We start from the raw sequence: 14329 nt of genomic DNA, 5'->3' as shown, positions 1-14329 counted from the left end.
AATGAAATCTAGTTCCGATCAGCCCGGTTCACCAGATAGGACGCTAACGAGCCCTCGGAAATGCCCCGGTTTGGCAGATCACTTGTGAATAATCGCTATAACCGAATCAGCTAAGCGAAGTAGCGCCTTTGCTGGCGGTCAGCGCTTTGGCCGGGGTCGATGAACGCGTCGCGAGGTAGATCAGGGGCAAGGTCAACAGCGCCAGTGTCGCGCTCGCAAGCCATACGCTGTGCCCTCCAAAGTGCCCATACAACTGACCACTGAGCACTGGCGACAACAACGCACTCGCGCTCCAGCTCATGAAAAACAAACCAAAATACTGGCCGCTTTTGCCACCCTGCGCATGCTGCATGACCAGCACATTCATCGGCGGCATGAAAAAAGCTTCACCCAGTGTCCAGATCACCGTCGACAAACAGACGTAAAACAATCCTGAGCCAAAGGGCAACATTCCCAATCCGACGGCCAGCAACACACAACCCGCCAACAGTTGCCGACGTTGGCCCCAGCGCTCGCCCCAGTGCGTCAGTGGAATTTGCAGCGCCACTACCAGCATCGCGTTGAGCCCGAACTGCCAACCGATGGCCTCGGTGCTCAAGTGGTAGTAGTCGCGCAGATAGTTGCCCAGCGTGCTGTAAACCGTGTCGAAAGCCATCCCCAGCAATACTGCCGCACCCAGCAACCAGAGGAACGCCGTGTCGCGTAACGGCGCGCCGGTGCCTGCCTCGGCTACCTCATCGGGCTCGATTACCGCGCGGCGCCAGGTGGTACGCACAAACCAGAGCAACGCCAGCAGCGTCATCGCCGCACTGACGAAAAACACCCAACGAAAATCCGTCTGCGCCAACACCCCGCCGGCAATACCGGCAGCGGCCATCCCAAGGTTTCGCGCGACCCGGCTCAGCGCTTGGGCGCGAGAGCGCTGAGCAGGCTCGCAATACTCCATGATCAAGCGCTGGTGCAACGTACGGATCGCGCCATCGACGGTGCCGCTGAGCAACAGCAACCCGGCCAAGAGCGGCACCCGCGTCACCAGCCCCAGCAGGATCAACACCCACACGGAAACGAAAAACAGCGCCGCCGTCAGCCGCGCCGTCCGCACATGATCACTGAGCAGCCCACCGAGCATCGAACCGATCAACAGCCCGGCACCGTAAGCCGACAACAGCCAGCCAACGGTCTCGATCGCCAGCCCCAGCTCCTGGCGCAGATACAACGCCATGAACAACTTGACCATGCTGCTCAACCGATTGATGAACAGCAACGCCGCGAGCACCCAGGCCATCAGGCTGAAATAGCCGTTGGGGCGAAGCAGATGGATGAGGTTGCGCGTCATTCCATTGACCTCTCAATAGCGACTGCGTGGACCTGGAACACTAACGGTCAGCGATCCGGTTGTCGCGCTCAAGAACATCGTAACCACAAAAAACAGAGCCGCCCTACACCCCCTGTAGGAACTGCCGCAGGTTGAAATCTTTTGACGTAGCTGTTTCAGATCAAAAGATCGCAGCCTGCGGCCGCTCAATTCGATTGAGTGCTCTCAGTTAGAAAATGGTCGGCTGTCAGGTCGCTTTCGCGAGCAGGCTCACTCCTACAATGGGATAGCATGCAGCTTGCAAGAGATTGGTCGGCTGTCAGGCCGCCTTCGCTGGCAGGCCAGCTCCCACAGTTGGATTGGGTGTGGTCAGTGGGGGATTGGTCGGCTCGTAGGCCGCCATCGCGAGCAGGCTCACTCCTACAATGGGATAGCATGCAGCTTGCAAGAGATTGGTCGGCTGTCAGGCCGCCATCGCGAGTAGGCTCACTCCTACAATGGGATAGCATGCAGCTTGCAAGAGATTGGTCGGCTGTCAGGCCGCCATCGCGAGTAGGCTCACTCCTACAATGGGATAGCATGCAGCTTGCAAGAGATTGGTCGGCTGTCAGGCCGCCATCGCGAGTAGGCTCACTCCTACAATGGGATAGCATGCAGCTTGCAAGAGATTGGTCGGCTGTCAGGCCGCCATCGCGAGTAGGCTCACTCCTACAATGGGATAGCATGCAGCTTGCAAGAGATTGGTCGGCTGTCAGGCCGCCTTCGCTGGCAGGCCAGCTCCCACAGTTGGATTGGGTGTGGTCAGTGGGGGATTGGTCGGCTCGTAGGCCGCCATCGCGAGCAGGCTCACTCCTACAATGGGATAGCATGCAGCTTGCAAGAGATTGGTCGGCTGTCAGGCCGCCTTCGCTGGCAGGCGAAGCCTACAGTTTAGATCGCGTGCACACCCATGCGGCAAAGCCGCCCCACTCAACAGGATGAGCGTTAGCTCGGCTGCAGCTTTTGATCTTGATCTGCTGGCCCCTTCGGCAGGCTGAGTGGAGGGGTTTATCCGGGGGTGGGAGCGCAGCGACCGTTTGGCGAAGCCAAACACATCGAGAGGAGGTGCAGCGAAGCAAACCGGAGGCGATGCCCCCGGATGAACCCCGCAACGAAGGAACCCGAGCCACGGCGAGGGCCGTACGCCGGGGCCCAGCGTTTTGGTTACTTTTTGGCGTCTGAAAAAGTGACTCGCCGTAAGGGCGAAACCGCCACCCGCCCCACCCACTAAAACGGATATACCCCCACCCCCAACAACATGGTCGGCCCAAAGGCCGCCAAGACAAACAGCCCAAAAAAAACCCCCAAGGCATACACCTCAGGGGCTTCAGACAAAACAGCTCAACGCTTAGTGGTGCTCACGCGTCGCACGGAATTTCACATCCGGCCAACGCTCTTCCATCAACGCCAGGTTAACCCGCGTCGGCGCGAGATAGGTCAGGTGACCGCCGCCGTCGACCGCAAGGTTTTCTACTGCCTTGTTGGAGAATTCTTCGAGCTTCTTCTTGTCGCCGCATTCGATCCAGCGCGCAGAGTACACAGTGATCGGCTCGTAGGAGCACTCGACCTTGTATTCCTCCTTCAAACGGCTCGCGACCACATCGAACTGCAGCACACCGACGGCGCCAAGAATGATGTCGTTGCTGCGCTCCGGGAAGAACACCTGCGTCGCGCCTTCTTCGGCCAACTGCTGCAGGCCCTGACGCAGTTGCTTGGATTTCAGCGGATCACGCAGACGCACGCGACGGAACAGCTCCGGGGCGAAGTGCGGGATACCGGTGAAACCGAGGGTTTCGCCTTCGCTGAAGGTGTCGCCGATCTGGATCGTGCCGTGGTTGTGCAGACCGATGATGTCGCCAGCAAAGGCTTCTTCAAGCTGCTCACGCTCGGAGGAGAAGAACGTCAGGGCGTCGCCGATGCGCACGTCCTTGCCGGTACGCACGTGGCGCATCTTCATGCCTTTCTCGTACTTGCCCGAGCAGATACGCATGAAGGCGATGCGGTCACGGTGTTTCGGGTCCATGTTCGCCTGGATCTTGAAGATGAAGCCCGAGAACTTCTCTTCCACCGGCTCGACGGTACGCTCGTTGGCCACACGGGCCAGCGGACGCGGCGCCCAGTCAACGACAGCGTCGAGCACGTGGTCGACCCCGAAGTTACCCAGCGCGGTACCGAAGAACACCGGGGTCAGTTGACCGTCGAGGAATTCCTGCTGGTTGAACTCGTGGCAGGCGCCCTGCACCAGTTCCAGCTGCTCGATGAAACGCTCGTACTCGTCGCCCAGATGCGCGCGGGCTTCGTCCGAATCGAGCTTCTCGATGATCTTGGTTTCGGTGCGTTCGTGACCGTGACCGGCGGTGTAGACAATAATGTAGTCGTCAGCCAGGTGGTACACGCCCTTGAAGTCGCGGTAGCAACCGATCGGCCAGGTGATCGGCGCAGCCTTGATTTTCAGAACGGCTTCGATCTCGTCGAGCAGTTCGATCGGGTCGCGAATGTCACGGTCGAGTTTGTTGATGAAGCTGACGATCGGCGTGTCACGCAGACGGCAAACGTCCATCAGCGCAATGGTCCGTGGCTCGACACCTTTACCGCCGTCGAGAACCATCAATGCCGAGTCGACCGCCGTCAGGGTGCGGTAGGTATCTTCGGAGAAGTCTTCGTGGCCCGGGGTGTCGAGCAGGTTGATCATGTGTTCGCGATACGGGAACTGCATGACCGACGTGGTAATGGAAATACCCCGCTGCTTCTCCATCTCCATCCAGTCGGATGTCGCATGGCGATCGGATTTACGGGATTTCACCGTGCCGGCCACTGCAATCGCCTTGCCCATCAACAGGAGCTTTTCGGTGATCGTGGTTTTACCGGCATCGGGGTGGGAAATAATGGCGAAAGTGCGGCGTTTCGCGACTTCGGCGGCCTGGTTGGTCATGGGAAATCGCCTGGCGGTGATTCAAAAAAGGGCCGCGATTATAGCCCAAGTCGATGCAATAACCGAACCGTTGAGCACATTAAGGGTGGCCAAATGCTGCCCCAGATGGGAACCTTTTAAAGCACGGAGACGTCCATCCCCTGTTACGACATTTCGTCAGGGGCTGAAAAATCAGCAAGTTAGCCTGACGAGGCTGCGCTCATGGCTCGCTTACAGACCGCTTTGCCGGCTCTGAAAAACGGCTACTTTTCGCGAACGACTCTCCCGGCAGCCAGGCATGGCATGCCACTCGGGACTGCGCTCGCCGACTACAAAAAAAGGAGTCCGCCTGTGGCTATCCGCTATGGCAAAGGGCTGATGGGAGGTGCGGTGGTGATCGCGCTCCTGGCCCTGCTGATCCACTGGATCGGCATCAACACGATCGAACACTACCGCGACGATTTGTTGTTTTACCTGCAAGCTCATCTGATTCTCGTCCTCGCTTCAATGCTGGCCGCCCTGGTCGTGGGCATCCCCGCCGGTATCTTTCTCAGTCGCCCGACCATGGTCGGCCGCGCTGAACGCTTCATGCAGATCTTCAATATCGGCAACACCGTGCCACCGCTGGCGGTACTGGCGATTGCCCTGGGGATTCTCGGCATCGGCAGTGGCCCGGCGATCTTCGCTTTATTCCTCGCCTCCTTGTTGCCGATTGTGCGCAACACCTACGAAGGCCTTAAAAACGTTCAGGGTTCGCTCAAAGAAGCGGCCGTCGGCATCGGCATGACCCCGCGTCAGGTGTTGTGGAAAGTCGAACTGCCCAACGCCGTGCCGATCATCGTCGGTGGCGTGCGTGTGGCATTGGCGATCAACGTCGGGACCGCGCCGCTGGCGTTCCTGATCGGCGCCAACAGCCTCGGCAGCCTGATCTTCCCCGGCATCGCCCTGAACAATCAGCCGCAACTGCTGCTCGGTGCCGCGTGCACCGCGCTGCTGGCCCTGCTGCTCGATGGCGTGGTCACCCTCGCCAGCCGTCTCTGGCTGGAACGCGGTCTGCGCCCGTCTTAAGGCTTTTGCGAAGGAATATTTATGAAACGGCTTAGCTTGATTCTGGGTTGCGTCCTGCTGTTCGCAGGATTTGCCCAAGCGACGGAAAAACCGCTCATTCGCCTCGGCGCTCGAGTATTTACCGAGCAGACCCTGCTCGCCGAAATCACCGCGCAATACCTGCGCAGCAAAGGTTACGACGCGCAGATCACCGGTGGTCTGGGCAGCAACCTGGCCCGCAGCGCCCACGAAAGCGGACAGTTGGACATGCTCTGGGAATACACCGGCGTGTCGCTGGTGGCTTACAACCATGTCACTGAAAAACTCGACAGCGCCCAGTCCTACGCCCGGGTCAAAGAACTCGACGCGAAAAAAGGCCTGGTCTGGCTGACCCCGTCGAAATTCAGCAACACCTACGCCCTCGCGCTGCCAAAAAACGTCGCCGAGAAATACCCGCAGATCAACAACATCAGCCAGTTGAATGAAGTGCTGCGCGCCGAGGCCAAGACCAACCATCTGGTGGCACTGGACACCGAGTTTGCCAACCGCTCTGACGGTCTCGACGGCATGGTCAAACTCTACGACATGAACCTGACCCGCAAAAACATCCGGCAGATGGACGCGGGGCTGGTCTACACCGCGCTGCGCAACGGCCAGGTGTTTGCCGGTCTGGTCTACACCACTGACGGCCGCCTCAACGCTTTCGGCCTGAAGCTGCTGGAAGACGACAAGCACTACTTCCCCGACTACACCGCTGCGCCAGTGGTGCGTCAGGCCTACCTCGACGCGCATCCGCAACTGGCCGAGCAACTCAAACCGCTGGCCGAACTGTTCGACGACGAAACCATGCGTCAGCTCAACGCACGGGTCGACGTCGATCACGAAAGCCCATCGAAAGTTGCCGCCGATTTCCTGCGCCAACATCCGCTGAATTAAGAGAGGAGAAGTCATGGAATTCCTGAACGCCTTTTCCCATCTCGACTGGCAGCAGGTGATGCACCTGACCTGGCAGCACATCACCCTCGTCGGCATCGCCGTGACCCTGGCGATTGTCGCTGGCGTGCCGCTGGGTATTCTGATGACGAGGTTTCCGACCCTCGCAGGTCCCTTGCAGGCCAGCGCCACGGTGCTGCTGACCGTGCCGTCGATTGCGCTGTTCGGCCTGCTGCTGCCGTTCTACTCCAAGTTCGGCCAGGGCCTTGGGCCGATGCCGGCGATCACCGCCGTGTTCCTTTATTCACTGTTGCCGATCATGCGCAACACCTACCTCGCATTGACTGGCGTCGAACCGGGTATCCGTGAAGCCGCACGCGGCATCGGCATGACCTTCGGCCAGCGCCTGCGCATGGTCGAGCTGCCGATTGCGGTGCCAGTGATTCTCGCCGGCGTGCGCACTGCCGTGGTGATGAACATCGGCGTGATGACCATCGCCGCGACCATCGGCGCCGGTGGCCTCGGCGTGCTGATCCTCGCTTCCATCAGCCGCAGCGACATGTCGATGCTGATTGTCGGCGCGCTGCTGGTCAGTCTTCTGGCGATCTTCGCCGACCTCCTCCTGCAGTGGCTGCAACGTACGCTGACTCCAAAAGGACTGCTCAAATGATCGAACTTCAAAACCTCAGCAAAACTTTCCAAAGCAACGGCAAAGACGTCAAAGCCGTGGACTCGGTAAGCCTGACCGTCAATGAAGGCGAAATCTGTGTGTTCCTCGGGCCATCGGGTTGCGGCAAAAGCACCACGCTGAAGATGATCAACCGCCTGATCAAACCGACCTCGGGCAAGATCCTCATCAACGGTGAAGACACCACTGATCTCGACGAAGTGACCCTGCGTCGCAACATCGGCTACGTGATTCAGCAGATAGGTCTGTTCCCGAACATGACCATCGAAGAGAACATCGTCGTCGTGCCGAAACTGCTCGGCTGGGACAAACAGAAATGCCACGACCGCGCTCGTGAACTGATGAGCATGATCAAGCTTGAGCCCAAGCAGTATCTGCATCGCTATCCGCGTGAATTGTCCGGTGGTCAGCAACAGCGCATCGGCGTGATCCGCGCACTGGCGGCCGATGCCCCACTGTTGCTGATGGATGAGCCGTTCGGTGCGGTCGACCCGATCAACCGCGAGATGATCCAGAACGAATTCTTCGAGATGCAACGGGCGCTGAACAAGACCGTGATCATGGTCAGCCACGACATCGACGAAGCGATCAAGCTGGGCGACAAGATTGCGATCTTCCGCGCCGGCAAACTGCTGCAGATCGATCACCCGGACACCCTGCTCGCGCATCCGGCGGACGACTTCGTCAGCAACTTCGTTGGCCAGGACAGCACCCTGAAGCGCCTGCTGTTGGTCAAAGCCGAAGATGCGGCGGACAACGCACCGTCGGTGAGCCCGGAAACCCCGGTGGCCGATGCGCTGGAATTGATGGACGAGCATGACCGCCGCTACGTGGTGGTCACCTGTGCCGAGAACAAGGCGCTGGGTTATGTGCGTCGCCGCGACCTGCACCGTCAGACTGGTACCTGCGCGCAGTTCCTCCGGGAGTTCAACGCCACGGCGGCGTACGACGAGCATTTGCGCATCCTGCTGTCGCGCATGTACGAGTTCAATCGTTCGTGGCTGCCGGTGATGGACGCCGAGCGGGTGTTCCTCGGCGAGGTGACGCAGGAGTCGATTGCGGCGTATCTCAGCTCGGGACGTTCGCGCGGGATGAAGACCAATATCGTATCGCCGGCTGAGGCGGTAGTCGCCTGATTACCCGGTAAAAACACACACCCCTGTAGGAGTGAGCCTGCTCGCGATAGCGCAATATCTGCCAATGAAGATGTAGGCTGAAAAAAAGTCATCGCGAGCAGGCTCACTCCTACAGGATCAGGGGTGTTATTAAGTCATTCACAAGACGGAAAAGAATCTCAACACCTGAGAACCGGACAGCATGCCTTGCGCAGCCTTCAAAACCGGCAAAATCCCCCTCACACCCACCTTTCGCCGCCAACGTCGCCGATTTTGACGCCATCGCACTTACCCACGACTTCGCCGACATAATCCGCGAACGTGCAGGTATTTTTAACACTGAAAAATTCCCGGGGAACATCTGCCCGTCATCTCGGTCGGCTACAAAGAGTGATGAACGCGACGCACGTCAGAAGCGTGCAGAAACGCGACATTTTTAGTTGATCTCAGGCCCCTCACGCCCTAAAGTTCGCGCCGAACGTCCATGCTGGAAACGATCCATCCGGCTCAAGTACTGACGACGAGACAGCAAGGCCAAGGGCAGATACGCCCGTGGCCTTTTTGCTTTCGGCGACATGCCTTGGGAAGTAGGCGAACCAAAGTGGGGATACGGAGGACGTTCATTTGCACCCATTGATAATTTTAGTTTGCCAGTAGGAGATCCCAGCATGTCGATCCAGGTCGAAGACTATTTCGCGCGCGCTACATTCGACAAAATGAAGGCGTTCGCCGACAAACAGGAAACCCCGTTCGTGGTGATCGACACCGCGATGATTGCCCAGGCCTACGATGACCTGCGCGCCGGTTTCGAATTCGCCAAGGTCTACTACGCGGTCAAGGCCAACCCGGCCGTCGAGATCATCGACCTGCTCAAAGAGAAAGGTTCGAGCTTCGACATCGCCTCCATCTATGAGCTGGACAAAGTGATGGATCGTGGCGTCAGCGCCGACCGTATCAGCTACGGCAACACCATCAAGAAATCCAAGGACATCCGCTACTTCTACGAGAAGGGCGTGCGTCTGTTCTCCACCGACTCCGAAGCCGACCTGCGCAACATCGCCAAAGCGGCACCAGGCTCGAAAGTCTACGTGCGCATCCTGACTGAAGGCTCGACCACGGCTGACTGGCCTCTGTCGCGCAAGTTCGGCTGCCAGACCGACATGGCCATGGACCTGCTGATCCTCGCTCGCGACCTGGGTCTGGTGCCGTACGGCATCTCGTTCCACGTTGGCTCGCAACAGCGCGACATCAGCGTCTGGGACGCGGCGATCGCCAAGGTCAAAGTGATCTTCGAGCGACTGAAAGAAGAAGACGGTATTCACCTGAAGCTGATCAACATGGGCGGTGGCTTCCCGGCCAACTACATCACCCGCACCAACAGCCTGGAAACCTACGCCGAAGAAATCATCCGTTTCCTGAAGGAAGACTTCGGTGATGACCTGCCGGAAATCATTCTGGAACCGGGCCGTTCGCTGATCGCCAACGCCGGCATCCTGGTCAGCGAAGTGGTACTGGTTGCACGCAAGTCGCGCACCGCCGTCGAACGTTGGGTCTACACCGATGTGGGCAAGTTCTCCGGCCTGATCGAAACCATGGACGAGGCGATCAAGTTCCCGATCTGGACCGAGAAGAAAGGCGAGATGGAAGAAGTCGTGATCGCCGGCCCGACCTGCGACAGCGCCGACATCATGTACGAGAACTACAAGTACGGTCTGCCGCTGAACCTGGCGATTGGTGATCGTCTTTACTGGTTGTCGACCGGTGCGTACACCACCAGTTACAGCGCGGTTGAGTTCAATGGCTTCCCGCCGTTGAAATCGTTTTACGTGTAAGAGCAGCTGCGAGTTTCAAGCTGCTAGCTGCAAGTGAAAAGCCCATGACGTGTCATGGGCTTTTTTGTGTCTGGCTTTGAGATTTGTGGTGTGCTTTCGATCTATACCCCTCACCCCAGCCCTCTCCCCCAAGGGGGCGAGGGGGAAAGGGAGCAGATCGGGGGCTTTTCAAAACCTGAGGTCGACTGGATATCTCAGGTCGGTGTACCAGGAACATCCAACTCGGTCAGTCCCCTCTCCCTCTGGGAGAGGGTTAGGGTGAGGGCTCTTGGCACCGAAGCGCATACCGTCCAGCCAACGCCTGAATCCTCGGATCTACAGCACTCGCCAACGCCTGACTCGCCACCCGCAGAAAATTCAGATTGCCGCCGGCCAAAGCTTTCTCAAGCCAATCGACCGCCTGATCAATCCGCCCCTCATCCGCTAAAACTGCAGCAAAACTGAACTGCCCGCGAAAATCCCCGCCCTCAGCCGAACGCCGATACCAGTCGCGCGCTGTTGATAGATCCGCCGGGCACACCTGCCCTTCCTCCAGATACCGCCCCAGCAGATTCATCGATTTCGCATGGCCCAGTTCAGCCGCGCGTCGATAGAGCGCCAGCGCCTGCAGATGATCCACCGCCACACCGCGCCCGGTCGCCAGCAGATTGGCAAGGTTGTACATCGCCCAATCCAACCCGGCCTCCGCTGCAATCTGATAATGCCGCGCAGCAACCGACGCATCCGCCGCAATCCCCCAGCCATGCTCATGACAACGCCCGAGCATATTGCGCGCCATCAGATGCCCACGCCCGGCGGCGATGCCAAACCAGCGCAGCGCCAGCGCTTGATCCTGCGCAATGCCTTGGCCGTCGAGCAGAATCTGCCCAAGCAAGGCCTGCGCTTCAACCTCGCCCTCACCTGCCGCCAGCAAAATCGCCTGCGCAGCACGGGCCGGACTTTCGCCGAGCATGACTCTGAGTTGTTCGCCGCTGAGGACTTCCTCGCGACGCAGCAGGAAACTCATACCTCGACCCAGCGCCGCAGCAGGTTGTGATAGGTGCCGGTGAGGCGGATCAGCGACGGGTGATCGGGCATGTCTTGTGTCAGTTGCTGGATCGCTCCGTCCATTTCGAACAGCAGCGCGCGCTGGCTGTCTTCGCGCACCAGGCTTTGCGTCCAGAAAAATGACGCGTAGCGCGCACCGCGGGTGACGGCGTTGACCTTGTGCAAGCTGCTGCCCGGGTACAGCATCAGGTCGCCGGCCGGCAGTTTCACTCGCTGGGTACCGAAGGTGTCCTGGATTTCCAGCTCGCCACCGTCGTAATCAGCAGGCTCACTGAAAAACAGCGTGGCCGACAGATCAGTGCGCACTCGCTCGATGCTGCCCTTGGGCTGGCGCACGGCATTGTCGATGTGAAAATCGAAACTGCCACCCGCCGTGTAGCAGTTGAGTAACGGCGGGAATACTTTGTGCGGCAGTGCGGCGGACATGAACTGCGGATTTTTCCACAGCCGTTCGAGCATCGCCGCGCCGATTTCCTTGGCCAGAGGATGGCCTTCCGGCAGCTGCAGATTGTGCTTGGCCTTGGCTGATTGATAACCGGCGGTGATTTTGCCATCGGCCCAGTCGGCCTGCTCCAGAGCTTCGCGAATACGCTGCACTTCGTCTTTGGCGAACAGTCCGGGGATGTGCAGCAGCATGGCGATGTCACCTGATGGCAAAGAGGCGCCAATGGTATTGATTCTTATTGGCTGTGTAAAACCCGCACGACGGATGAATCGGCAAAAACCGTAAGGTCAAATTGTAAAGAATGTAAATTCGTCGCGAATAACAATATTTCGCAATTGATACGAATACCTGTTTACCCTATATTCCGCGACCTCAAATCCTTGGGGAGGGGAAATAAAAATGTCACGTCAATACGCACAATTGCCGGTCAGTTCACCACGTCTGCTCGCTTCGGCCATTGGTGTCGCCATCACCGCCGGTTCCGCTGCAAACATGGTGTTCGCCGCCGAGAAGACCGACAGCAAAGCCTCCGGCAATGCCATCGCCCTGGACGCTACCGCCATCACCGGCCAAGCACAGGACTCGACGTCCTACCAGGTCGAAAAAGCCTCCTCGCCCAAGTACACCGCACCGCTGGTCGACACGCCGCGCTCGGTAACCGTGATCCCGCAACAGGTTTTGAAAGACACTGGCGCCCTGAACATGCAGGACGCGCTGCGTACCGTGCCTGGCATTACCTTCGGCGCAGGTGAAGGCGGCAACCCGCAGGGCGACCGTCCCTTCATCCGTGGTTTCGACGCCCAGGGCGACACCTACCTCGACGGCGTACGCGATACCGGTTCGCAAAGCCGCGAGATCTTCGCCGTCGAAAACATCGAAGTCAGCAAGGGCCCGAACTCGGCTATCGGCGGTCGCGGCGCGGCCGGCGGCAGCATCAACCTGGTGAGCAAGAAAGCGCACCTGGGCAACTCGTTCGACGGTGGTTTCACCTGGGGTTCCGACCAGACTCAGCGCTACACACTGGACGGCAACTACCAGTTCAGCGACACCGCTGCCGGCCGTTTGAACCTGATGAGCCACGAAAGCAACGTCGCCGGTCGTGACAGCGTCGATTACGACCGCTGGGGTATCGCCCCGTCCCTGGCGTTCGGTCTCGGCACCGACACCCGCGTCAATCTCGATTACTACCATCTCGAAAGCAACGACACCCCGGACTCGGGCATTCCGTACACCATTCCAGCCGGTGGTTCGGCTGCACGCACCAAATCCAACCCGGACAAACCGTACTCGGGTGGCGATCACAGCAATTTCTATGGACTGGACGGTCGCGACTTCCGCAAGGGCCGCACCGACACCGCGACCTTCGCCATCGAGCACGATCTGAGCGACTCGCTGACCATCAAGAACACCCTGCGTCACGGCACCAGCATGCAGGACTACATCCTGACCCAGCCGGACGACAGCAAGGGCAACGTCAACAACGGCAGTGTCTGGCGGCGGGCCAACACTCGGGTGAGCAACACCGAGACCACCACCAACCAGACCGACCTGTTCGGCAACTTCTACGTCGCCGGCTTCAAGAACAGCTTCTCCACCGGTGTCGAATACACCTACGAGCAAAGCCAGAAATCTTCGTACAACGTCAACACCGACACCACGCCAGGTTCGCCGGGTAACGCCAGCACCAACTGCACCCCGTCGATGATCGGCGCGTCCAGCGGCTACAACTGCACCTCGCTGTCGAACCCGAACCCGGGCGACCCGTGGAACGGCGCGATCTCGCGCAACTACGCCGGTACCGACACCAAGGCCAACACCTACGCACTGTACGCGTTCGATACCCTGGAGTTGTCCGAACAGTGGCTGGTAAACATGGGCTTGCGTTACGACCATTTCGACACTAAATACCGTACCTACGATGGCTCGGGCGCGACCGTCGTGACCAAAGGCGTCGAGTCCAAGGGCAAGGACACCAGCGAGTTCGTCACCGGCCAGTTCGGCGTGGTCTACAAGCCGGCGCCAAACGGCAGCATCTACGCCTCGTATGCCACCTCCGCCACACCACCGGGCAGCACCCTGGGTGAAGGCATGGACGGCAACCCGTTGGGCGGCACCACCGATCGCAGCGGCAACCTGCTGAGCAGCGACATGGAGCCGGAAACCACCAGGAACTACGAAATCGGTACCAAGTGGGACCTGCTGAACGATCGCCTGTCGCTGACCGCCGACATCTTCCGCACCGAGAAGGACAACGCTCGCGTTCAAGTCGATACCACCTCGTACGAAAACGTCGGCAAGACCCGCGTGCAAGGTATCGAGCTGTCGGCCAGCGGCAAGCTCACCGACAAATGGCAGGTGTTCGCCGGTTACGCCTACATGGACAGCGAGCAAGTGGACGGTGGTGACCTGCCGGCCAACAAAGCCAACAACGGCAACGAGCTGCCTAACACACCGAAAAACAGCGCCAGCCTGTGGACCACTTATCAGGTCACGCCGAAGCTGACCATCGGTGGCGGTGCGTTCTATGTCGATGACGTGTTCGGCAGCGTGGCCAACACCACCATGGTCGACTCGTATGTGCGTTACGACGCCATGGCTGCCTACAAGCTGACCAAGAACGTCGACCTGCAACTCAACGTGCAGAACCTGACCAACGAAACCTACTACGACAAAGCCTTCGCGACCCACTTCGCCAATCAGGCGGCGGGCCGTACGGCGCTGTTGAGCACCAACTTCCACTTCTGACCAACGCTGTAAATGCGGGAGAACCTGTAGGAGTGAGCCTGCTCGCGATGAGGTCGTGTCTGCCAGCGAATGGATTGACTGATCCACCGCTATCGCGAGCAGGCTCACTCCTGCAAAGGTATGCGCCGCAAGATCATGGCCCCGTTCATTCATTTGAACGGGGCCTTTGTGCGTAATCAAAGAAGCTCTCGACAACCCACGGCATAATGCGC

The 14329-nt window shown here is 59.2% G+C and carries 10 protein-coding genes; 6 read left to right on the top strand and 4 right to left on the bottom strand.

Annotated features, from left to right (window positions below):
• Window positions 1–106: 106 nt before the first annotated feature.
• A complete protein-coding gene (locus tag QMK55_RS17660) occupies window positions 107–1336 on the bottom strand; it encodes an MFS transporter (RefSeq protein ID WP_320329658.1) in 1230 nt (409 codons plus the stop codon).
• A gap of 1366 nt (window positions 1337–2702) precedes the next feature.
• Window positions 2703–4286 (bottom strand): peptide chain release factor 3, encoded by a 1584-nt coding sequence (locus QMK55_RS17655; protein ID WP_064119440.1) that lies wholly within the window; start codon window positions 4284–4286, stop codon window positions 2703–2705.
• A 357-nt stretch (window positions 4287–4643) separates the two neighbouring features.
• On the opposite strand from QMK55_RS17655, the gene QMK55_RS17650 reads away from it, so the two are divergent.
• From QMK55_RS17650 to QMK55_RS17630, 5 genes are all read left to right on the top strand, one after another.
• Complete coding sequence (locus QMK55_RS17650) at window positions 4644–5333, top strand: ABC transporter permease (RefSeq protein ID WP_177490688.1); 690 nt, start codon at window positions 4644–4646, stop codon at window positions 5331–5333.
• A 21-nt stretch (window positions 5334–5354) separates the two neighbouring features.
• Window positions 5355–6248 carry a glycine betaine ABC transporter substrate-binding protein gene (locus tag QMK55_RS17645; protein WP_320329657.1) on the top strand — a complete coding sequence of 298 codons (894 nt, stop codon included), beginning with the start codon at window positions 5355–5357 and terminating at the stop codon, window positions 6246–6248.
• 13 nt (window positions 6249–6261) lie between these two features.
• Window positions 6262–6915 (top strand): ABC transporter permease, encoded by a 654-nt coding sequence (locus tag QMK55_RS17640; RefSeq protein WP_102359003.1) that lies wholly within the window; start codon window positions 6262–6264, stop codon window positions 6913–6915.
• Complete coding sequence (locus QMK55_RS17635; RefSeq protein ID WP_047291222.1) at window positions 6912–8069, top strand: betaine/proline/choline family ABC transporter ATP-binding protein; 1158 nt, start codon at window positions 6912–6914, stop codon at window positions 8067–8069. The genes QMK55_RS17640 and QMK55_RS17635 overlap by 4 nt, the downstream gene beginning before the upstream one ends.
• A 647-nt stretch (window positions 8070–8716) precedes the next feature.
• A complete protein-coding gene (locus QMK55_RS17630; protein ID WP_034154440.1) occupies window positions 8717–9880 on the top strand; it encodes a type III PLP-dependent enzyme in 1164 nt (387 codons plus the stop codon).
• A 253-nt stretch (window positions 9881–10133) separates the two neighbouring features.
• Here the strand turns inward: QMK55_RS17630 and QMK55_RS17625 are convergent, their stop codons facing one another.
• Both QMK55_RS17625 and QMK55_RS17620 read right to left on the bottom strand, forming a co-directional pair.
• A complete protein-coding gene (locus tag QMK55_RS17625) occupies window positions 10134–10886 on the bottom strand; it encodes a tetratricopeptide repeat protein (RefSeq protein WP_102358292.1) in 753 nt (250 codons plus the stop codon).
• The gene (locus tag QMK55_RS17620; RefSeq protein ID WP_320329656.1) at window positions 10883–11563 is read right to left on the bottom strand and encodes a Fe2+-dependent dioxygenase; all 681 of its coding nucleotides are present in this window, start codon (window positions 11561–11563) and stop codon (window positions 10883–10885) included. The genes QMK55_RS17625 and QMK55_RS17620 overlap by 4 nt, the downstream gene beginning before the upstream one ends.
• 208 nt (window positions 11564–11771) lie before the next feature.
• Here QMK55_RS17620 and QMK55_RS17615 point away from each other — a divergent pair, with 208 nt between their 5' ends.
• A complete protein-coding gene (locus QMK55_RS17615; RefSeq protein WP_320329655.1) occupies window positions 11772–14117 on the top strand; it encodes a TonB-dependent siderophore receptor in 2346 nt (781 codons plus the stop codon).
• Window positions 14118–14329: the final 212 nt, after the last annotated feature.

Source organism: Pseudomonas sp. P8_229, assembly GCF_034008635.1.
Taxonomy (GTDB): domain Bacteria; phylum Pseudomonadota; class Gammaproteobacteria; order Pseudomonadales; family Pseudomonadaceae; genus Aquipseudomonas.
This window is presented reverse-complemented; position numbering and strand designations above follow the sequence as displayed.